23 protein-coding genes are annotated in these 20243 nt (G+C 72.9%); 6 read left to right on the top strand and 17 right to left on the bottom strand.

Annotated features, from left to right (window positions below; genetic code table 11):
- Window positions 1–22: 22 nt before the first annotated feature.
- A complete protein-coding gene (locus tag ACZ6EG_RS13325) occupies window positions 23–2413 on the bottom strand; it encodes an ATP-binding cassette domain-containing protein (RefSeq protein WP_469604227.1) in 2391 nt (796 codons plus the stop codon).
- A gap of 67 nt (window positions 2414–2480) precedes the next feature.
- Entirely contained in the window at window positions 2481–2627 is a 147-nt protein-coding gene (locus ACZ6EG_RS13320; protein WP_391968344.1) for a hypothetical protein, read from the bottom strand.
- Window positions 2628–2837: 210 nt separating this feature from the next.
- On the opposite strand from ACZ6EG_RS13320, the gene ACZ6EG_RS13315 reads away from it, so the two are divergent.
- From ACZ6EG_RS13315 to ACZ6EG_RS13305, 3 genes are all read left to right on the top strand, one after another.
- Window positions 2838–3245 carry a DUF2795 domain-containing protein gene (locus ACZ6EG_RS13315; protein WP_384692426.1) on the top strand — a complete coding sequence of 136 codons (408 nt, stop codon included), beginning with the start codon at window positions 2838–2840 and terminating at the stop codon, window positions 3243–3245.
- A 22-nt stretch (window positions 3246–3267) separates the two neighbouring features.
- Window positions 3268–3699 carry a CBS domain-containing protein gene (locus tag ACZ6EG_RS13310; protein WP_469604222.1) on the top strand — a complete coding sequence of 144 codons (432 nt, stop codon included), beginning with the start codon at window positions 3268–3270 and terminating at the stop codon, window positions 3697–3699.
- 131 nt (window positions 3700–3830) lie between these two features.
- Window positions 3831–4373 carry a type 1 glutamine amidotransferase domain-containing protein gene (locus tag ACZ6EG_RS13305; protein WP_469604219.1) on the top strand — a complete coding sequence of 181 codons (543 nt, stop codon included), beginning with the start codon at window positions 3831–3833 and terminating at the stop codon, window positions 4371–4373.
- A gap of 49 nt (window positions 4374–4422) precedes the next feature.
- On the opposite strand, the gene ACZ6EG_RS13300 is transcribed toward ACZ6EG_RS13305, so the two are convergent.
- Window positions 4423–4701, bottom strand: coding sequence for a DUF6158 family protein (locus ACZ6EG_RS13300; RefSeq protein ID WP_391968346.1), 279 nt, complete (start codon window positions 4699–4701; stop codon window positions 4423–4425).
- Between the two features lie 62 nt (window positions 4702–4763).
- Between ACZ6EG_RS13300 and ACZ6EG_RS13295 the strand changes: the two genes are divergently transcribed.
- On the top strand, window positions 4764–5885 hold the full coding sequence (locus tag ACZ6EG_RS13295) for a baeRF2 domain-containing protein (protein WP_391968347.1): 1122 nt from the start codon (window positions 4764–4766) through the stop codon (window positions 5883–5885).
- Window positions 5886–5900: 15 nt separating this feature from the next.
- Here ACZ6EG_RS13295 and ACZ6EG_RS13290 read toward each other — a convergent pair whose 3' ends face one another.
- Window positions 5901–7520 (bottom strand): ABC-F family ATP-binding cassette domain-containing protein, encoded by a 1620-nt coding sequence (locus tag ACZ6EG_RS13290; protein ID WP_356612418.1) that lies wholly within the window; start codon window positions 7518–7520, stop codon window positions 5901–5903.
- A 124-nt stretch (window positions 7521–7644) separates the two neighbouring features.
- Here ACZ6EG_RS13290 and ACZ6EG_RS13285 point away from each other — a divergent pair, with 124 nt between their 5' ends.
- Together ACZ6EG_RS13285 and ACZ6EG_RS13280 are read left to right on the top strand one after the other, a co-directional pair.
- Window positions 7645–9150 carry a phosphatase PAP2 family protein gene (locus tag ACZ6EG_RS13285; RefSeq protein WP_469604214.1) on the top strand — a complete coding sequence of 502 codons (1506 nt, stop codon included), beginning with the start codon at window positions 7645–7647 and terminating at the stop codon, window positions 9148–9150.
- A gap of 111 nt (window positions 9151–9261) precedes the next feature.
- Entirely contained in the window at window positions 9262–10077 is an 816-nt protein-coding gene (locus tag ACZ6EG_RS13280) for a methyltransferase domain-containing protein (protein WP_391968349.1), read from the top strand.
- A gap of 123 nt (window positions 10078–10200) precedes the next feature.
- Here the strand turns inward: ACZ6EG_RS13280 and ACZ6EG_RS13275 are convergent, their stop codons facing one another.
- From ACZ6EG_RS13275 to ACZ6EG_RS13215, 13 genes are all read right to left on the bottom strand, one after another.
- A complete protein-coding gene (locus ACZ6EG_RS13275) occupies window positions 10201–10494 on the bottom strand; it encodes a gas vesicle protein K (protein WP_356606958.1) in 294 nt (97 codons plus the stop codon).
- Between the two features lies 1 nt (window position 10495).
- Window positions 10496–10678 carry a gas vesicle protein gene (locus ACZ6EG_RS13270; protein WP_003972471.1) on the bottom strand — a complete coding sequence of 61 codons (183 nt, stop codon included), beginning with the start codon at window positions 10676–10678 and terminating at the stop codon, window positions 10496–10498.
- A complete protein-coding gene (locus tag ACZ6EG_RS13265) occupies window positions 10675–11454 on the bottom strand; it encodes a GvpL/GvpF family gas vesicle protein (RefSeq protein WP_391968350.1) in 780 nt (259 codons plus the stop codon). Before ACZ6EG_RS13265 ends, ACZ6EG_RS13270 begins: the two co-directional genes overlap by 4 nt.
- Complete coding sequence (locus ACZ6EG_RS13260; protein ID WP_053139604.1) at window positions 11451–11777, bottom strand: gas vesicle protein; 327 nt, start codon at window positions 11775–11777, stop codon at window positions 11451–11453. The genes ACZ6EG_RS13265 and ACZ6EG_RS13260 overlap by 4 nt, the downstream gene beginning before the upstream one ends.
- Complete coding sequence (locus ACZ6EG_RS13255; RefSeq protein ID WP_469604209.1) at window positions 11774–12964, bottom strand: SRPBCC family protein; 1191 nt, start codon at window positions 12962–12964, stop codon at window positions 11774–11776. The genes ACZ6EG_RS13260 and ACZ6EG_RS13255 overlap by 4 nt, the downstream gene beginning before the upstream one ends.
- Entirely contained in the window at window positions 12961–13671 is a 711-nt protein-coding gene (locus tag ACZ6EG_RS13250; protein ID WP_391968352.1) for a DNA primase, read from the bottom strand. The genes ACZ6EG_RS13255 and ACZ6EG_RS13250 overlap by 4 nt, the downstream gene beginning before the upstream one ends.
- A complete protein-coding gene (locus tag ACZ6EG_RS13245; RefSeq protein WP_391968353.1) occupies window positions 13668–13931 on the bottom strand; it encodes a gas vesicle protein GvpG in 264 nt (87 codons plus the stop codon). Before ACZ6EG_RS13245 ends, ACZ6EG_RS13250 begins: the two co-directional genes overlap by 4 nt.
- A gap of 4 nt (window positions 13932–13935) precedes the next feature.
- Window positions 13936–14709, bottom strand: a complete 774-nt coding sequence (locus tag ACZ6EG_RS13240) for a GvpL/GvpF family gas vesicle protein (RefSeq protein ID WP_391968354.1) — start codon at window positions 14707–14709, stop codon at window positions 13936–13938.
- Window positions 14706–15143: a gas vesicle structural protein GvpA gene (locus ACZ6EG_RS13235; protein ID WP_356606971.1), complete on the bottom strand. Its 438-nt coding sequence runs from the start codon at window positions 15141–15143 to the stop codon at window positions 14706–14708. The genes ACZ6EG_RS13240 and ACZ6EG_RS13235 overlap by 4 nt, the downstream gene beginning before the upstream one ends.
- Window positions 15144–15192: 49 nt before the next feature.
- Window positions 15193–15594 (bottom strand): gas vesicle protein GvpO, encoded by a 402-nt coding sequence (locus ACZ6EG_RS13230; protein WP_391968355.1) that lies wholly within the window; start codon window positions 15592–15594, stop codon window positions 15193–15195.
- A gap of 106 nt (window positions 15595–15700) precedes the next feature.
- Window positions 15701–16642, bottom strand: a complete 942-nt coding sequence (gene ligD, locus ACZ6EG_RS13225; protein ID WP_469604204.1) for a non-homologous end-joining DNA ligase — start codon at window positions 16640–16642, stop codon at window positions 15701–15703.
- Window positions 16639–18486, bottom strand: a complete 1848-nt coding sequence (locus tag ACZ6EG_RS13220) for a transketolase (RefSeq protein WP_469604201.1) — start codon at window positions 18484–18486, stop codon at window positions 16639–16641. The genes ligD and ACZ6EG_RS13220 overlap by 4 nt, the downstream gene beginning before the upstream one ends.
- Window positions 18483–20108 carry an NAD(P)/FAD-dependent oxidoreductase gene (locus ACZ6EG_RS13215; RefSeq protein WP_391968358.1) on the bottom strand — a complete coding sequence of 542 codons (1626 nt, stop codon included), beginning with the start codon at window positions 20106–20108 and terminating at the stop codon, window positions 18483–18485. The genes ACZ6EG_RS13220 and ACZ6EG_RS13215 overlap by 4 nt, the downstream gene beginning before the upstream one ends.
- Window positions 20109–20243 lie beyond the last annotated feature (135 nt).

Raw genomic sequence — 20243 nt, 5'->3', positions numbered from 1 at the left:
GCGCTGTGGGTCGGGTCGGGCGTCAGGCGCCGACGTAGGCCGCGAGGTGCTCGCCGGTGAGGGTGGAGCGGTCGGCGACGAGGTCGGCGGGGGTGCCCTCGAAGACGATCCGGCCGCCGTCGTGGCCGGCGCCGGGGCCGAGGTCGATGATCCAGTCGGCGTGGGCCATGACCGCCTGGTGGTGCTCGATGACGATGACGGACTTGCCCGAGTCGACGAGCCGGTCGAGCAGTCCGAGGAGTTGTTCGACGTCGGCGAGGTGCAGTCCGGTGGTGGGTTCGTCCAGGACGTAGACACCGCCCTTGTCGCCCATGTGCGTGGCGAGCTTCAGCCGCTGCCGCTCGCCGCCGGAGAGTGTGGTGAGCGGCTGGCCGAGGGTGAGGTAGCCGAGCCCGACGTCGGCGAGCCGCTCGAGGATCCTGTGCGCGGCCGGGGTGCGGGCCTCGCCGGTGCCGAAGAACTCCTCCGCCTGGTCCACCGACATCGCCAGCACCTCGCTGATGTCCCGGCCGCCGAACCGGTACTCCAGCACCGCGGGCTGGAACCGCTTGCCCTCGCAGTCCTCGCAGGGGGTGGAGACGCCGGCCATCATCGCCAGGTCGGTGTAGATGACGCCGGCGCCGTTGCAGGTGGGGCAGGCGCCCTCGGAGTTGGCGCTGAAGAGGGCCGGCTTGACCCCGTTGGCCTTGGCGAAGGCCTTGCGGATCGGTTCGAGCAGTCCGGTGTACGTCGCCGGGTTGCTGCGCCGCGAGCCCTTGATGGGGCTCTGGTCGACCGACACGACGTCCGCGCCGGCCGGGATCGAGCCGTGGATCAGGGAGCTCTTGCCGGAGCCCGCCACACCGGTGACCACGCAGAGCACGCCGAGCGGGACGTCGACGTCGACGCCCTGGAGGTTGTGCCGCGTGGCGTCGCGGATCTCCAGGGCGCCGGTGGGCTCGCGGACGGTCTCCTTGAGGGAGGACCGGTCGTCGAGGTGGCGGCCGGTGACGGTGCCGGCGGCCCGCAGCTCCTCGACGGTGCCCTCGAAGCAGACGGTGCCGCCCGCGGTGCCGGCGCCGGGGCCGAGGTCGACGACGTGGTCGGCGATCGCGATGGCCTCCGGCTTGTGCTCGACGACGAGGACCGTGTTGCCCTTGTCCCGCAGCCGCAGGAGCAGGTCGTTCATCCGCTGGATGTCATGCGGGTGCAGGCCGATGGTGGGCTCGTCGAAGACGTACGTGGTGTCGGTGAGCGAGGACCCCAGGTGGCGGATCATCTTGACGCGCTGGGCCTCTCCGCCCGACAGCGTGCCGGCCGGCCGCTCCAGCGAGAGGTAGCCGAGGCCGATCTCCACGAAGGAGTCGAGGGTGTCGCGCAGCGCGGTGAGCAGCGGCGCCACCGACGGCTCGTCGAGTCCGCGGACCCATTCGGCCAGGTCGCGGATCTCCATCGCGCAGGCGTCGGCGATGGAGATCTTCCCGATCCGCGACGACCGGGCACCCTCGCTGAGCCGGGTGCCGTCGCACTCGGGGCAGGTCGTGAAGGTGACGGCCCGCTCGACGAACGCCCGGACGTGCGGTTGCATCGCCTCCTTGTCCTTGGACAGGAACGACTTCTGGATCTTCGGGATCAGGCCCTCGTAGGTGAGGTTGACGCCGTTGACCTTGACCTTGACCGGCTCGCCGTGGAGGAAGTCCCGCAGTTCCTGCTCGGAGTACTCGCGGATCGGCTTGTCGGGGTCGACGAAGCCGGACTGGGCGTAGACCTGGACGGTCCACTGGCTCTCGGACTTCCAGCCGGGGATGGTGAAGGCGCCCTCGGCCAGCGACTTGGAGTCGTCGTAGAGCTGGCTGAGGTCGATGTCGGAGACCGTGCCGCGGCCCTCGCAGTGCGTGCACATGCCGCCGGTGCGCTCGTAGGTGGCCTTGGTCGCCTTCTTGTTGCCCCGTTCGACGGTGATCGCGCCGCTCGCCCGGACGGAGGCGGTGTTGAAGGAGTAGGCGCTGGGCGGGCCGATGTGCGGGTCGCCGAGCCGGCTGAAGAGGATGCGCAGCATCGCGTTGACGTCGGTGGCGGTGCCGACCGTGGAACGGGGGTCGGCGCCCATCCGCTGCTGGTCCACGATGATCGCGGTCGTGAGGCCGTCGAGGACGTCGACCTCGGGCCGGGCCAGGGTCGGCATGAAGCCCTGTACGAAGGCGCTGTAGGTCTCGTTGATCAGCCGCTGCGACTCGGCGGCGATCGTGTTGAACACCAGGGAGCTCTTGCCCGAGCCGGAGACGCCCGTGAAGACCGTCAGCCGCCGTTTGGGGATCTCGATGCTGACGTCCTTGAGGTTGTTCTCTCGGGCGCCGTGCACGCGGATCAGGTCGTGGCTGTCCGCGACATGCGGTGCGGTCTGCCGCGTGTCCGTTCTTCTGGCGCTGCTCATCGGGTCTCCTCCGTCGGCGGGTCGGCAGTGACACGCTAGACGGGGCGCGGTGGCTCCCGCTTCTCGATTACTGATCGGCCGGCCCGGCCACGGCCGGCTCGGCGTCCGGGGGCGGCGGGGCGGTGCCCGGGAGCAGCAGTTCCTCGTAACGGCCCAGGCCCAGGACCACGCCGAGCATGAGGACCGGGATGAAGACAGCGAGCAGCACCGCCATGGTCCGTCCTTCCCGAGAAGGGGTGGGCGTGGGGGGTGGTGCGCGGGCCGGGTTCCCACGCCCCGCCGGGCAAACCCGGGGTGTACGAGCAGGCACGCACCGTGTCGGCGGGAGGCCGGGACGGATCGGACCCGACCCGTCCGGACGAATCCGTGTCGGCCCGCGGTGTCCGGGTACGCGGTCGGCACCCCGAAGGATCTGGAGGGAGACATGCAGCGAGGCAGCGACCGGATGAGCGTCCACCGCGACGACGAGATGAAGCACGAACTCCAGGGTCTGCTCAGGTCCGGGCACTCCACCCGCACCGAGGAGTGGAACGACCCGGAACCGGCTGCCGAGGACGACCCGGACGTCATGTACGGGCCGGTGACACCGGGCCGCGGACCGACGTACCTGGAGGCCCTGCGGCTCGAACTGGCCCGGAACCTGACCCGGGGCACCTTCCCCGCGGGCCCTCGGGAACTGAGCCGGGCCCTGCGCCGCGGCCATGCGCCGGACGCCCTCGTCGAGGGTCTGGAACGGTTGCCGCACAAGGCGCGCTACGACAACGTGCAGGAACTGGCGATGGCCCTGACCGACGACGGCGGATCCGGGTCCACCGGCACCCGGGGTGCCTAACGCCGGGAGGGGCGAACCTCGGATGGCCGAGTACGTGAAGGACGTCATGACCCCGGGTGTGGCCGCCGTCCGCCCGGACTCCTCCCTCGTCGAGGCGGCGCAGCTCATGCGCACGCAGAACATCGGCCATGTGGTGGTCGCGGACGGACAGGACGTCGTGGGCGTCCTCACCGACCGCGACATCACGGTCCGGGCGGTGGCGGAGGGCCTCGACCCGATGGCGGTCGCCGTCCGGACGGTGTGCACCCGCGATCCGCTGACGGTCTCCCCCGGCGAGAAGGCGGCGGACGCGTTGGCGCTGATGCGCGAGCACGCCGTGCGCCGGCTGCCGGTCGTGGAGAACGGGCTGCCGGTGGGCACGGTCACCCTCGGCGATCTCGCCGAGGCCCGGGCTCCCGCCTCGGCCCTGGCCGACATCAGCCGGGCGGCACCGGACGAGCGGTCCGGCGGCTGAGGGCGTGCAGGACGACCACGGGGCCCGACGGACACCCGTGGACACACGGCCGGACCACACACACGGCCGAACGACACAGGTGCTGCGGGCGGCGACACCGGCCGGAGCACCCGGAAAGGAATCCCATCCCCATGCGTATCGCATTTCTGACCGCGCCCGAGGGCGTGGAACAGGTCGAGCTGACCGAGCCGTGGCAGGCGGCGAAGGACGCGGGTCACGAGCCCGTACTCGTCTCCACGCAGTCCGGTGAGGTCCAGGGCTTCCATCACCTCGACAAGGCGGACACGTTCCCGGTGGACGAGGTGGTGGGCGACACGTCCGCCGACTCCTTCGGCGGGCTGGTCCTGCCCGGCGGGGTGGCCAACCCGGACTTCCTGCGGATGGACGAGAAGGCCGTGGCGTTCGTCAGGGACTTCTTCCGGCAGGGCCGGCCGGTGGCCGCCATCTGCCACGCGCCCTGGACGCTCGTCGAGGCGGACGTCGTGCGCGGCCGGGTGCTGACCTCCTGGCCGAGTCTGCGGACCGACCTCACCAACGCGGGCGCCACCTGGGTCGACGAACAGGTGAAGGTCTGCGACCACGGCGACAACGTGCTGATCACCAGCCGCAAGCCGGACGACCTCAAGGCGTTCTGCGAGACGTTCCTCGCGGAGTTCGCCAAGACGGACGGCTGACGGACGGACCGGGTCCGCCCGGGCCGCGGGGAGGCCACCGGGCCGGCGCTCAGACGCCGGGCGTGGTGGCCTCCCCGCAGCCGCGTTCGCGGGCGCCCTCGCGGGTGCGGCCCGCGGCCACGGGACGCCGGGGGTTGCGGCGCAGCCACTCGCCCTCCAGCTGGGCCATGCGGTCGTTGTGGGCCCGCAGCGCGTCGTTCGACCCGTACAGCAGGGTGTCGTGGCGTGTGCGGTGGATGGTCTCCAGTTCCTTCATGAGCTGCTGGTCGTCCAGGCGGCCCGGGTTCACACCGGTCGCGGTGGCCTCACGCGTGTCGTGTTCGTTCATGCGGTCCGGGTACCCGCCCCCGAGCACTACCACCCCCGAGCGGCACCCGGGAGGGCAGCCCCATGGATCTCTCGTTTCTGCACCCCCTCTACGAGCATCAGGGGCCCTGGGCCTCCGTGTACGTCGACCTGTCCCGGCACGCGGAGGACACCGCCCACGAGCGGGAGCTGACGGCCGCCGCGGTGGCCCGGGAGCTGGCGGCCCAGGGCGCGGACGAGGCGACCTGCGAGGCGGTGCGGGAGGCCGTGGACGGGCTGCGCCACGCCACCGATCCGCACGGGCGGGCCCTGTTCGCGTGCGGCGGCCGGGTGGTCCTGGATCCGCCGCTGGCCCGGCCCCCGTACGGCGGGACCACCGCCGACTGGGCGCCGCTGCCGCACGTGGCGCCGCTGCTGGACCTGGCCGGCGAGGACCCGGTGTGCGTGGTGGCGTACATCGACCGCAAGGGTGCCGACTTCGAGCTGCGCAGTGCGCTCGGCAGCTCGGACGCGGGCGGCGTGACCGGCCGGAAGTGGCCGGTGCACCGCACGAGCAGCGCCGACTGGTCCGAGCGCCACTTCCAGCTGCGGGTGGAGAACACCTGGGAGCACAACGCGGCGGAGATCGCGGACGCGCTCGCCGTCTGCCAGGAGGAGACGGGCGCCGACCTGATGATCCTGGTGGGCGACGACCGGGAGCGGCGGTCCGTGCACCAGCGGATGCCCCAGCGGCTGCGGGACCGGATCGCCGAGGCCGCCCGCGGCGCCGGGAGCAGGCTGCTGGACGACGAGGTGGAGGGGCTGCGCGTCGACCACGTCCGCTCGCGCGCACGGGAGGACCTGGAGCGTTTCCTGGCCGCCCGCACACCGGACGGCGAGGGCCGGGCCGGTGCGGCGGAGGGCGTGCCCGCACTGGTGGAGGCGGCCCGGGAGCACCGCATCGACGAGCTGCTGATCATCCCCGACGGCCCGGACACCCACCGCGAGGTGTGGGTGGGCGAGGACGCCGACCAGCTCGCGGTGCGCCGTACGGAGCTGAAGACGCTCGGCGAGCAGACCTCCTGGTCGGCCCGCGCGGACGACGCCCTGCTGCGCTCGGCGGTGATGACCGGTGCCCCGGCGATCTCGGTGGCACCGGCCCTCCCGTCCGAGGCGGCGGACAAGGCCCCGGTGGGCGGTCTCGGGGCGCTGCTGCGCTGGAAGTGACCGCCCGGGCGGGTGTCAGCGGGCCCGCTCCACGCGCCGTTCGTCCCAGACCGGCTCCGCCGTCTCGCGGACCCGGCCGTCGCTGCCGAAGACCAGGTACCGGTCGAAGGAGCGGGCGAACCAGCGGTCGTGGGTGACGGCGAGGACCGTGCCCTCGAAGCCCTCCAGGCCTTCCTGGAGGGCTTCGGCCGATTCCAGGTCGAGGTTGTCGGTCGGCTCGTCGAGCAGGAGGGCGGTGACGCCCTGGAGTTCCAGCAGCAGGATCTGGAAGCGGGCCTGCTGGCCGCCGGAGAGCCGGTCGAAGGGCTGCTCGGCCTGCTGGGTCAGCTCGTAGCGGCGCAGCCGGGACATGGCCGCGCCCCGGTCCTGTGAGTGCTCGGTCCACAGGATGTCCAGGAGGGGGCGGCCGAGCAGTTCCGGGTGGGCGTGGGTCTGCGCGAAGTGACCGGGCACCACGCGCGCGCCGAGCTTCCAGTTCCCGGTGTGCGCCACCTCGGCACCGGCGAGCAGCCGCAGGAAGTGCGACTTGCCCGAACCGTTGGAACCGAGGACGGCGACCCGTTCGCCGTAGAAGACCTCCAGGTCGAAGGGTTTCATCAGGCCGGTGAGTTCCAGCTGCTCGCAGGTGACGGCGCGTACGCCGGTGCGGCCGCCCTTCAGGCGCATCCTGATGTCCTGCTCGCGCGGCGGCTCGGGCGGCGGGCCGGCCTCCTCGAACTTGCGCAGCCGGGTCTGGGCGGCGGCGTAGCGGGAGGCCATCTCGTGGCTCACCGCGGCCGCCTGACGGAGGTTCAGGACCAGCTTCTTGAGCTGTGCGTGCTTCTCGTCCCAGCGGCGGCGCAGTTCCTCGAAGCGGGCGAAGCGCTCGCGCCGCGCCTCGTGGAAGGTGGCGAAGCCCCCGCCGTGCACCCAGGCGTCGGCGCCCGCGGGGCCCGGTTCGAGGGAGATGATCTTCTCGGCGGCGCGGGCGAGCAGCTCCCGGTCGTGGGAGACGAACAGCACCGTCTTGCGGGTCTCGGCGAGCCGCTCCTCCAGCCAGCGCTTGCCGGGCACGTCGAGGTAGTTGTCCGGCTCGTCGAGGAGCAGTACCTCGTCATTGCCGCGCAGCAGGGCCTCCAGCACCAGCCGCTTCTGCTCACCGCCGGAGAGCGTGCTCACCTGCCGCCACTGGGCGCGCTCGTAGGGCACGCCCAGGGCGGCGGTGGTGCAGATGTCCCAGAGGGTCTCCGCCTCGTACCCCTGTGCCTCGGCCCAGTCGGCGAGCGCCTGCGCGTAGCGCATCTGGGCGGCCTCGTCGTCGACCGTCATGATGCCGTGCTCGGCCGCGTCGACGGCGCGCGCGGCCTCGCGGATCCGGGGCGGCGCCACCGACACCAGCAGGTCGCGCACGGTCGTCTCGTCCCGCACGGAGCCCACGAACTGCCGCATCACCCCGAGCCCGCCGCCGACCGTGACGGTCCCGCCGTGCGGCTTCAGCTCGCCCGCCAGCATGCGCAGCAGGGTGGTCTTGCCCGCTCCGTTGGGTCCGACGAGGGCCACGACGGCCCCCTCCCCCACCCGGAACGACGCGTCGCCGAGCAGCGCCCTCCCGTCGGGGAGGTAGTACTCCAGGTGTGCGGCTTCGAGATGGCCCATGGGACCGGATTCTGCGGCTCGCACCGCTCCCGGGGCAAACCCATTTGGCCCGCCGCGGACGCGGGCCCGGGCACGTGGGGCGCGCCACCCGCAGGAAGCGCCGCCCGCAGGGTAGGCGGGAGGCATGAGTCCCGACGTAGACCTCACCGCCCTCACGCCCGGCCCGCACCCGGTCCGCAACGGTTTCCTGCGCCTGGACCAGCGTGCGTTCGAGGCCGTGGCCGCCCGTACCTGGCCCGGTGCCGATCCCCTGCTGCCCCGGTTGAGCCGCAGCGCCAACCACGGTGTGCTGTGGTTCGCGGCGGCCGCCGCCCTGGCCGCGTCCCGCACGCCGAGGGCCCGTCGCGCCGCCGCCCGGGGCCTCGCCTCGCTGAGCCTGGCCTCGCTGACGATCAACACCCTCGGCAAGCGCTCGGTCCGCCGGGCCCGGCCCGCCCTCGACCCGGTGCCGCTGGTCCGGCAGCTGAAGCGGCAGCCGATCACGACGTCCTTCCCGTCCGGGCACGCCGCGTCGGCCGCCGCGTTCGCGACCGGGGTCGCGCTGGAGTCCCCCGCGTGGGGGGCCGCGGTGGCCCCGGTGGCGGCGGCGGTCGTCCTCTCCCGCGTCTACACCGGCGTCCACTTCCCGAGCGACGTCGTGGCCGGCGCGGCCCTCGGGGTGGGGGCCGCGTTCGCCGTGCGGGGCATGGTGCCCACCCGGGCGCAGCTGACGCCGCCGGCCCGGCCGCGCGCCGAGGTGCCGGCGCTGTCCGGGGGCGAGGGGCTGGTGATGGTGGCCAACATCGGCTCGGGCACCTCGGACCGGGTGCGGGCGCTGTGCGACGCGCTGCCCGAGGCCGAGGTCGTCGAGTGCGAGCCGCAGGACGTCCGGGAGGAGCTGGAGAAGGCGGCGGGCCGTGCCCGGGTGCTGGGTGTGTGCGGCGGCGACGGCACGGTGAACGCGGGCGCCGAGATCGCGCTCCGCCACGGGCTGCCGCTGGCGGTGCTGCCCGGGGGCACGCTGAACCACTTCGCCTACGACCTCGGCGTCGAGGACGTCAAGGACCTCTGCCGGGCGCTGGAGCGGGGCGAGGGCGTGCGGGTGGACGTGGGCCGGTTCGCCTCCGGCGGGCAACGCGGCGTCTTCCTGAACACCTTCAGCCTCGGCGTCTACCCGGAACTGGTGCGGGAGCGGGAGCGCTGGTCGTCCCGGATCGGCGGCTGGCCGGCCGGTGTGCTCGCGGCCGTACGGGTGCTGCGGGCCGACCGGCACCCCCTGGAGGCCGAGGTGCGGGGCCGCAGGCGTCCGCTGTGGATGCTGTTCGCGGGCAACGGCACGTACCACCGCCGGGGCATCGCCTCGGGCCGCCGGCTCGACCTGGCGGACGGGCAGCTGGACGTGCGGGTGGTGCACGGTGGCCGCCGGCCGGCGCTGCGGCTGGTGTCCGCGGCCCTGGCGGGACCGCTGACCCGGTCCCCCGCGCACGCCGCGGTGCAGGTGGGCCGGCTGCGCCTGTCCGGCGTCGCGCCCGGCACGCTGATGGCGTTCGACGGTGAGCTGACGGAGACGGAGGGCGACCTGACGCTGGAGAAGCTGCCCGAGGCGCTCACCGTGTACCGGCCGCTGCCCGGCACCGGATTCCTCTCCTGACCCTCTCCCGGCCTACTGACGTACCATCAGTCCACATGATGGTACGCGTATCTCACCATCCGGCCGAGGGGCGTACGGTGTCGGCACCGTCGGGAGAGCCGGGAGACCACCATGCCGAAGCCTCGGGAGACCGCCGTCTACACGCACGGGCACCACGAGTCCGTGCTCCGTTCGCACACCTGGCGCACCGCCGCCAACTCCGCCGCCCACCTGCTCGGCTCGCTCGAACCCCACATGCGGATCCTGGACGTCGGCTGCGGTCCGGGCACCATCACCGCGGACCTCGCCGCCCTGGTCCCGGACGGCCACGTCACCGGCGTGGACCGGGCGCCGGAGATCGTGGAGAGGGCCCGCGCGACGGCCGCCGGGCGCGGGGCGGCCAACACCGACTTCGCGGTGGCCGACGTGCACGCGCTGGACCACCCCGACGACACCTTCTGCGTGGTCCACGCCCACCAGGTGCTCCAACACGTGGGCGACCCGGTGCGGGCACTGCGGGAGATGAGGCGGGTCGTGCGGCCGGGCGGGATCGTCGCCGTCCGCGACTCGGACTACGGGGCCATGACGTGGTACCCGGCCTCGCCGGGCATGGACGACTGGCTGTCCCTGTACCGCCGGGTGGCCCGCGCCAACGGCGGTGAGCCGGACGCCGGACGCCGGCTGAAGGCCTGGGCCCTCGAAGCGGGCTTCACCGACATCACCGCGACCTCCTCCACCTGGACCTTCTCCACCCCCGCCGAACGCGAGTGGTGGAGCGGCCTGTGGGCGGAGCGCACCCTGGAGTCGACGTACGCCGGGTGCGCCGTCGAGGGCGGCCATGCGACGGCGGAACGGCTGCGCGCCGTCTCGGCGGCCTGGCGGGAATGGGGAGAGCGGCCGGAAGGCTGGTTCGGCGTGCTGCACGGAGAGATCCTCTGCCGCGCCTGAGCATCTCCGGCGCCTGTACGGTCCGGCACCGGCGCGTCCCGAGCGCGATCTCCGCGTCGCACGCCGACGCGCGGGGCCGGGAATCCCGGGCCCGCGCGTCGGCGGGGCGGCCGCTCGGCCGGATCACTCCCGGGGCAGCAGCGGTCCCAGCGGCCCGAGGTCCAGGTTCAGGTCCTCGGGCCGCAGGCCGTAGCGGTCGCGCAGTTCGGTCATGCGGTCGTCGAGGAGCATCAGGGTGAGTCCGATCCGCTCCTCCTGCTCCTCGCTGAGGTCGCCCTCGTCGACCCGGCGCAGCGCCTGGCGCTCCATGAGCTGGCGCAGCAGCTCGACCACGGTCAGCACCAGCTTGATCAGGTCGCGCTCGACCGTGTCGGGTTCCAGGTCGAGGCGCTTGCGGGGCTCGGGATGATCGCTCACGTCAGTCCCCGAACGGTGAGGGGACGTTGCGGTTGACCGAGCTGATCAGCGCGTTGAGGTCGATGCGGACCAGGTCGACGTCGGCGATGCGCAGGGTGACGTCACCGGTGATGACCACGCCGCCGGCGAGCAGCCGGTCGAGCAGGTCCACCAGGGCTATCTCACGGCGTTCGACGACGGTCACGACTCCTCCCCCGGGCTCTCCTCGCCGGCGAAGGAGTAGGCGGCCCACGGCCCCGTGAGTTCCACGCGCAGGCCGGGGACGTCGTCCTTCGTCCGGTCCACCGTCTCCACGAACTCCTCGGAGACGTCGCGCCGCACCAGATACGCGGCGTTGAGGACGTTGCGTCCGGCGGCACCGGAGAGGTTCGGGTTCTGCGGGGCGTGCAGCCTCGCGTCGTCGGCCCGGTCGGAGAGCGTCTCGTGCAGCCGCGTCGCGAAGCCCTCGGCCCTGGTCCACAGGTCCTCGTTCGCGCGCGTCTGCATGCGTCGCTGCCGGAGGTAGTCCCGGCCCGAGGCGGGCTTCGGGGCGGCTTGTGCCGGTCCCGAGGCCCGCTCCTGATCCGGCTCGACGTAGACCTTGACGCCCCATTCCACGCGCCCTTCGAGCCGGTCCAGACGGTTCGAGAAGGTCTCCGCCCGCTCCTCCATCATCACGCGCACGCCGCTGTCGTCCCGGAAGACGGTGGCCAGCCGGAGCGGCAGCGGGGTGGTGACGGCGGTGAGCGCGTCGATGACCTGCTGATGGGCACGGGCGGTCCCGGAGAGCCAGTCCAGGTCCTCCAGGTGGGCGCGGAGCGCCTCCTCGGAGAAGTCGGCCTCGGGGACGTGGCTCACGACGGCGACGAGGTCGCCGTGGGGCAGCAGGCGGGGCGGATCGCCCGCCACCCCCGTCAGCTGGCTCTGCAGTGCCGCGCCGAAGGGGCGGCAGACGGCGTACACGTACCGCAGTCCGGTCACGGTGCCTCCCTCGGTACACGGCCCGGGTCCAGCTCGCGCAGGCGTTCGCGCAGTTCGGCGTTCTCCCGGGTGAGTTCGTCGCGCCGGGCGCGCGAGGAGAGGGCGGGGTCGCTCTCCCACCAGTCGATGCCCATTTCCTTGGCCTTGTCCACGGACGCGACGATGAGCCGCAGCTTGATCGTGAGCAGCTCTATGTCGAGCAGGTTGATCCGGATGTCGCCGGCTATGACGACTCCCTTGTCGAGCACCCTCTCCAGGATGTCGGCGAGATTGGCGCTCTGTCCCTGGCCATAGGGGTCGGGCAGTCGGCTGGGTGTGGTCATCGACGACTCCCGCTGTCGGCGTCCTCGTGCTCCTCACGGGACGCGTACTCGTCCTCCCCGGCTTCCTTGTCCTCCTCGTACTCGCCCTCGGGCACCTCGTACTCGCCCTCCGGTTCCTCGTACTCCTCGTACTCCTCCTCCGGCTCGCCCGCGGACTCCTCCTCCGGCTCCTGCTCGTACTCGGCGTCCGCCTCGCCCTCCTCCTCGGCGTGCGGCTCCTCCTCCTCGCCCTCGTACTCCTCCTCGGGCTCGTCGTCTTCCCGGTCGTCCTCGTGCGCCTGCCCCTCCTGCCCCTCCTGCTCCTCCTGCTCCTCGGCGAGGGCGTCCTCGTGACTGCGGACGACCTCGCCGTCGCGGATCTCCCCGCGCCAGCCGTCGTCCGCCTCGCCCTTGAGGGTGATGTGGCGGACGTAGTTCTTCAGGTCGAGGCGGGCCCGGCGACCCTGGGCGCGCCAGATGTTGCCGGTCTTCTCGAACAGGCCCTTGGGGTAGTACTCGATGACCAGGATCACGCGGGTGAGGCTGTCGGCGAGCTGGTGGAAGCTGACGACGCCCTTGGTGGTTCCCTTGGCGCCCTCCGACGTCCAGGAGATCCGGTCGTCCGGCACCTGCTCGGTGGTCTTCGCCTTCCAGCTGCGGTTGGACCAGAAGACCTTCAGCTGCCAGTCGGACGAGGTGTCGTCGGCGCGGTTGGCGCTCTTGACCCCCTTGGCGAAGGTGCTGAAGTCCTGGTACTGGGTCCACTGGTCGTAGGCCGTGCGCAGGGGGACCCCGACGTCGACGTACTCGATGATGACGGTCGGCTTCTGGCCTCCGCCGCCCTTCTTGCGCCCCCTGCCGCCGGCGAGGTTCTTGAAGGCGCCGACCACGTTGTCCTTCACCTTGCCGGCGCCGACCTCGAACGCGGCCCGCATCGGACGCTTGCCCTCGGCGAGCTTGCGGCCACCGTCGAGGGCGAGCTTGGCGAACCCGGGGCTGTTGCCCTCGGCTATGTCGTTCAGCTTGCCGGTGGTCTCGCCGAGCTTGGTGCCGACGCCGGTCAGCAACCGCGTGACCTGGGCGGCGAGGTACTCCTGCACCTCCGCCTTGAGCCGGTCGGCCGCCTCGCTCTGGGCCACGTCGGCGATCGGGTTCTTCTTCGCCGCCTTGCCCGCGGTGGAAGCCGCGGAACCGAGGGTGTCGGTCATCGCTCACCACCGCCCTTCGTCTGCCGGGGGCCGGCGCCCCGGGCGGAGTTCCTGGCTCCGGCGGTCTTCTTGCCGACCGCCTTCTTGGCGGGCTGGGCCCGCTTCGCGGCAGCCTTCTTCGCGGGGGCCTTGGCGGCGGTCTTCTTCGCCGGCGCCTTCTTGGCCGCCTTGCGTGCCCCGTCGGGAGCCGCCTTCGCGGCCCGCTCGCCGCGCGGCTCCCGGCGTTCCCGGCCCCGCCCCTCGGACTCGGGCTCGTCCTCGCGGGTGTCCTCGGGGGACTCGTCCTCGTGGTCGTCGCGCTCGTCGTGCTCGTCGTCGTACTCCTCGTACGACTCCGAGTCCTCCGAGTCCTCGGAGTCGCGGGAGCCGACGCCCGGCGCCTTGGACGCCACGCCGGAGAGCTGGTCGCGCACCTGGGCGGTGCGCCCGTGCAGACGGTCGGCGAGCGCGTCGATCTGCCGCTCGACCATGGCGCCCGAGGCGGCCTTGCCCACGCCCCGCAGGTCGGTGCGCAGCTGGTCCCCGATCTCCTTGAACTGCGGGTTGTTCTGCAGCTGCGTCGAGACCAGCTCCGCGATGCCCTTCGGGGTCAGGTTCATCTTCTTGCCCGCCACCATGGTGCCCACGGCGACCGCGAGTTTCAGCTTCTTCGTACGTCCCAGCAGATATCCGGCCCCTACCGCGAGGCCGAGTCCCACTCGATTCATGGCGCCGTCCCGTTGCCCAATCCCGCGCTCGTGCGCGTAGCGATCTCCAGCCGGTCCAGAAGTCCGTCCTCCTGACGGTCGAACTCCTCCTCGGTGATCTCGCCGGCCTCCAGCTGCTCTTCCAGCCGGGCAAGTTCGGCGCGGACCGTGGCGGGGTCGTAGTAGATCCGCTCGGCCTCGTTCAGCACCTGTCTGATGGCCCAGGCGCCGCCGCGCGCCGGGGCGAGCGGCAGCAGCAGGATCTCCGAGATGAGTCCCACGTCCTCACTCCGTTCCGACATCCATCCCGCCGGCCGCGGTGCCCGCGGGCTCGGCCGGGCCGGGCTCGACGAAGCTGTACGGCGGCAGGGGGCCGTTCACGCGCACCTCCAGGTGCGGCATGTCCTTGCGGGCCCGCTCCACGGCGGCGAGGAACTCCTCGGCCGCGTCCTGCTTCACCAGGTAGGAGACATTGGCCAGCCACCCGGTGGACTCGGGACCCACGCTCACGGCGTCGGCGACCGGTTCCAGGGCGCGCTCCACCGCGACCGCGTCCTCGGCCTCCTTGCGCTGGACCGCCGCGGCGACCATCTCGCCGAGCTGGATCTTGGTCTCGTAGCTGCCGCCGCCCGACTGCCGGTTGGACTCGGCCAGCGCCCGGATCTCCGGGTTGTCGGCCATCACGTGGTGCAGCACGGCCTCTTCGACGTGGTTGGCCTTGACGTTGTACTCGACCCGGCCGTCCAGCGCCGCGAGGCGCTCCGTGTAGTGGTCCGCCCGCTCGGCGAGCACGCCCGTGACCGAGGCGTCGTCCGGGGCGACGCTGCCGAAGCGCATGGGCAGCACGCAGCCGCCCGCGCCCGCCTCGCTGAGCACGTTCTGGTGGGCGAGCAGTTCCCTGCGCTTGGGGCGCAGGCCCTCGGGCGCGTCACTGACGATGGCCGCCAGCTCACCCGCCTTCAGGATCCGCACCTCGCGCGGCGGCTCACCGACTCCGGCGATGCCCTCGGGAAGCGAGGGGTGCGAACCGGCGGTGATGCCGTAGACGTACGTGCTCACTCCTGCTCCTCCTTACGGCGCGAGGGCGCGGACTTGCGGGCGCGCGGGCGCGAGGTGGTCTCACGCTCGGAGTCGCTGTCGTCGCGGGCCTGCTTGAACGCGTCCGATATGGTCTCGGCGGCGCCGGAGAGCGCCCCCTTGGACTTGCCCTTGGCGCCGGACTCGGTGATCGATCCGACCAGGTCGGGCAGGCCCGGGTCCTTGCGCGGCCCGGCCTCCAGGTCGAGCCGGTTGCACGCCTCGGCGAAGCGCAGGTAGGTGTCGACGCTGGCGACGACGACACGGACGTCGATCTTCAGGATCTCGATGCCGACCAGGGAGACGCGCACGAAGGCGTCGATGACGAGTCCCCGGTCCAGGACAAGCTCGAGCACGTCGTAAAGGCCGCTGCTGCCGCCTCCGCCGCCGGTCTGTTGTGCCGGTACGACAGTCATGCCAGCAATCCCTCCATCTCGTCTGTGGGTGTGTGTCCGGTCGGACGGCCTAGCGGCCGCCGCGCGTGTCCGCCCGGCCGCGCTCGTAGCGCCGGACGCGCCGGTAACCGGTGAGCTGCCCGTCGGGGTCCAGCTCGACCTGGTAGCTCGCCATCAGGCTCATCGTGTCGGGGACGCGCTCGAGTTCGAGGACCTCGACCTCCAGCGCCCATCCCTCCTCCGTCTGCTCGAAGGACGACACCGACTCGGCGGTCATGCCGGTCAACTCGGCGAGCTGGGCACGCGCCTCGCGCAGGATCTCCATCGGCCGAGGCCTACGGGATTCCTGTTTGTCTTGAGATTTCTGTGAGTTGCGTGAGTTGCGTGAGTTCTCTGACTTCTGTGTCTTCTGTGATTCTTGTGAACTCTGTTGCGAGTCTTGTGATTCGGATGTGTTGTTCGTGTTCGCCATGGCCACCTCCCCTCCCGTGTGGCCGCAAGTGTGTTCGCCAAACCTCCACGGGCGCATGCATGTGCCACGCGCCGACGCAACCGGGCGGTCCGCGGGCCCGGGCCGGTCAGCCGCGCAGGGCGTTCAGCCGCCGTCGGGCGGGACCGAGCGCCCGGGCGCGGCGCATGATCCCCGCCCAGGGCCGGGTGCGGGCCTGGTCGACGGCGTCCGCGATGGTCCAGCGGCGGGCGTGCAGCCCGGGGTCGTCGAGCTGGTCCCAGGAGATGGGCGTGGCGACGGGCGCGCCGGGCCGGGCACGGACGGTGAGCGGGGCGACCGCGGTCTGCGCGTAGGCGTTGCGCTGGATGTCGAGGTAGAGCCGGTCGCCGCGGTCCTTCTTGCGGGCGGCGGTGGTGAGCCGGTCTGGGTGGGCAGCGGCCAGTACCTCGGCGACGTCCCGTGCGAACTCCCGTACGTCGTCGAAGTCCTGGCGGCCGTCGAGCGGCACGACCGCGTGCAGTCCCCGGGAACCGGTGGTCATGAGGGCCGAGGGCAGCTTCAGTTCGTCGAGCAGTTCGCCCAGCAGCCGGGCGGCCTCCCGGACCGCCGGGAAGTCGTCGCCTGCCGGGTCGAGGTCGAAGACCAGCCGGTCTGGCCGGTCGACCTGCCCGCGCAGGGAGAGCCAGCGGTGCAGGGTGAGGGCGGCCTGGTCGGCCAGGTAGAGGAGGGTGGCGGTGTCGTCGCACACGGTGTGGCGGACGGTGCCGCCCTCCTTGCCGACCTCGACGCGTTCGATCCAGTCCGGATAGTGCGCCGGGGTGTTCTTCTGCATGAACCGCGGTCCGTCGACGCCGTCCGGGTGCCGCTCCAGCATCAGCGGCCGGCCCCGCAGGTGGGGCAGGAGGAACGGGGCGGCGGCCCGGTAGTAGTCGACGAGATCGCCTTTGGTGTACTCCTGTGCCCGTCCGCCGTCCCCGTCGTCGCCCGCGGGGAACAGCACCTTGTCGGGCCGGTGGACCTCCACCGTGTGCCGGCCGGCCCGGACGGTCCGTACGGCGCCACCGCTCACGGGACGATCGCCTGCTCGACGAGCATCCGTACGGCGGCCGCGACGGACTCCGCGTCGATCCCGGCGGCGTGCAGTTCCTCGGCCGGGCTCGCGGAGCCGGGCATCGTCCCGACCGCCAGCCGGACCAGGCGCGGCACGGGCCGCCCGTCGCAGAACGCGTCGAGGACCGCGTCCCCGAGGCCGCCCTCCTGGCGGTGGTCCTCCACGGTCAGCAGACAGCCGGTGTCCTCGGCGGCCCGGCGCAGCGTGTCCCGGTCGACGGGCTTGACGGAGTACAGGTCGATCACGCGCACCCGGACGCCGTCCTGCTCCAGGACGTCGGCCGCGGCGAGCGCCTCGTGCACGGTGACGCCGGCCGCGACGACGGTGAGCCGGTCGCGGTCGGAGGAGCGCAGGACCTTGCTCCCGCCGACCGGGAACTCCTCGTCGGGACCGTAGATCACCTTGCTCCCCCCGCGCGAGGTGCGCAGGTAGCGGATGCCCTCCAGCCCGGCCATCCCGGCGACCAGGCGGGCGGTCTGGTTGGCGTCGCACGGGTACAGCACGGTCGAGCCGTGGACGGCCCGCATCATCGCCAGGTCCTCCAGGCCCATCTGGCTGGGCCCGTCCTCGCCGATGGCGACGCCCGCGTGGGAGCCGACCAGGTTGATGCCGGAGCCGCTGATCGAGGCCATGCGCACGAAGTCGTGGGCGCGGGTCAGGAACGCGGCGAAGGAGGTGGCGAACGGTACCCAGCCGCGGGCCGCCATGCCCACCGCGGTCGCGACCATCTGCTGTTCGGCGATGTAGCACTCGAAGTAGCGCTCGGGGTGTTCCTTGGCGAAGTACTCGGCGCGGGTGGAGTCGCCGACCTCGCCGTCGAGGGCGACGACGTCGCCGCGGGCGGTGCCGAGCGCGGCGAGCGCCTCTCCGAAGGCGTTGCGGGTGGCGACCTCGTCGCCCAGGTCGTAGCGGGGCAGTTCGATCTCCCCGGTGCCCACCGAGTGCAGCACCCGGGCGGCGGGCGGTTCCTGCACCCGGACCGTGAGGTCGCGCGGGCCGCCGAGTTCGGCGACTGCCTCGTCGGCCTCGGGCAGCGGCTTGCCGTGCTTGCCCTCGCGGTCCTCCACGGCCTGGACGCCCTTGCCCTTGAGGGTGCGGGCGATGATCGCGGTGGGCCGGCCCTCGGTGGAGAGTGCCTCGCCGTAGGCGCGGTCGATCGCGTCCACGTCGTGGCCGTCGATCTCGATCGTGTGCCAGTCGAAGGCCCGGAAGCGGCGTGCGTACGCGTCGAGGTCGTGGCCGTGCCGGGTCGGTCCGCGCTGGCCGAGGCGGTTGACGTCGACGATCACGACGAGGTTGTCGAGGCGCTCGTACCCGGCGTGCTCCGCGGCCTCCCACACGGAGCCCTCGGCCAGCTCGCTGTCGCCGCACAGCACCCACACGCGGTAATCGGTGCGGTCCAGCCGCTTGCCGGAGAGCGCGATACCGACACCCACGGGCAGCCCCTGGCCGAGCGACCCCGTGGCCGTCTCGACCCACGGCAGCCGCTGCGGCGTGGGGTGCCCCTCCAGGCGGCTGCCCAGCTTGCGGAAGGTGAGCAGTTCCTCGTCGTCGATGGCGCCGGCCGCCTTGTAGGCGGAGTAGAGGAGGGGCGAGGCGTGCCCCTTGGAGAGGACGAAGCGGTCGTTGCCGGGATGGGCGGGACGCGCGAAGTCGTAGCGGAGATGGTGGGCCAGGAGGACGGCCACCAGGTCCGCGGCGGACATCGACGACGTCGGATGGCCGGAGCCCGCGGCAGCGGACGCCCGTACGCTGTCGACGCGCAACTGCTGTCCGAGGTCGACGAGTTCACCGGTGTTCATGAGTCTCCTTCCACGGCACGGCCGTCGGTTCGCCTGACGGGGCCGGGGGCGATGTCGGGTCCGGCGGGCGGCTGGTCCGCCGGGGGTTCGGGTCCGGGGTCGGGGGGCATGTCGGCGGACCGCACCGGGCCGGGCGCGGCGCCGGCGGGCCGTGGTCTGCCGGGCTCGCCGGAGGCCCGGGCGGTGCCGGGCGGCCGGCCCTTCCCCGGCGGCCCACCGGGCGACCGGCTCCCGCCCGCCTCACCACCGGCCTGATTGCTCGCAGCCGCGCCCGCCCGCCCGTCCGCTCCGCCGGGCTCGGCGCTCCGTGGTTCCGTCCGTCCCGGTACCCGTGCCACCTCCGGCGAGGCCGATTCCAGGGGCACGGACCAGGAGCGCACGAGGCCCAGCTGGACGGCCTGGCGGGGCAGCACGGCGTCCAGCAGCCAGTCCGCGGCGACCCGGACGCGGTTGCCCGGCATCGCCGCGAGGTGGTAGCCGCGGGTGACCGCGCCCGCCGCCGGGCCGGACAGGGGGACACCCAGCGGATTGGCGGCCGCCTTGGCGCCGCCCAGGTCCACCACGAACCCCAGGTCGCGGTGGCGGTAGGCGCGCCGCTCGCCGATGCCGAGCGACGCGGCGACGTTCTGGGCGCAGACCCTGCCGTGCCGCCAGGCGTGCTGCGCGGTCATCGGCGTGTACTGACCCGGCCGGTCGAGGTCGGGCACCGCGGCCACGTCACCGCAGGCGAACAGCTCGGGACGCCCCGGCACCTGGAGGTGGGGGTCCACGAGTAGCCGGCCGCGCTCCATGGGCAGCCCGAGCGACTCCACCAGGGGGTCGGGCCGCACGCCCACGCACCACACGAGGGTGCGGGTGTCGACGCTCGTGCCGTCGGTCAGCAGGACCCCGTCGTGCGTGGCCTCCTTCACGGAGAGGCCCATCCGCACGTCGACGCCGCGCTGCCGCAGCACCCGCTCGGCGGTCCGGGACAGCCGCTCGTCCATCTCGGGCAGCACCCGCGGCGCCACGTCCAGCAGCATCCAGCGGGGCCGCATGCCGGTGCGCAGGGGATGTCTGCGCACCTGCGCGTCGGTGTACATCTGGCCGTGCGCGGCGACCTCGGTGCCGGTGTAGCCGGCGCCGACCACGACGAAGGTGCACCGCGCGGCGCACTCCCGGCGGTCCTCGGCCGCCGCGGCCAGCTCCACCTGCCGGGTCACGTGGTCACGCAGGTACAGCGCCTCCGGCAGCCCGCGGAAGCCGTGGGCGTGCTCGGCGACGCCGGGGATGGGCAGCAGTTTGTTGACGCTGCCCGCGGCGAGCACGAGCCGGTCGAAGGACAGCGTCCCCTCGCCGCCCTCGGGGCCGGTGTAGCGCACGGTGTGCGCGTCGAGGTCGATGTCCTCGGCCTCCCCGAGCACCAGCCGTGTGCGCGGCAGCGAGCCCGACAGGGAGACGGTGACCCGGCGCGGTTCCAGGACCCCGGCGGCGACCTGCGGCAGCAGCGGCAGGTAGAGGAAGTAGTCGGTCGGGTTGAGCAGGGTGATGTCGGCCTGGTGCCGGGTGAGCCGGGACAGGGTGCGGGCCGTCCGGTACCCGGCGAAGCCGGCGCCGACGATCACGATGCGGGGTCGGCTCACGGTTCGCCTCCGGGCTGTCGCGTACCTCGTGAGCCTTCCGCGTCCCCTCGGCCGGGGCACCCAAACGTCGCCGGGGGCGGCCGCGGCGCCCGGTTTCCCCCCGTGCGCCCGGGTACCCGGCCCGGGACCCACCCG

The organism is Streptomyces sp. NPDC041968, from assembly GCF_055589025.1.
Note: the sequence above shows the minus strand (reverse complement) of the source record. Positions and strands in the feature narration are given on the sequence as shown.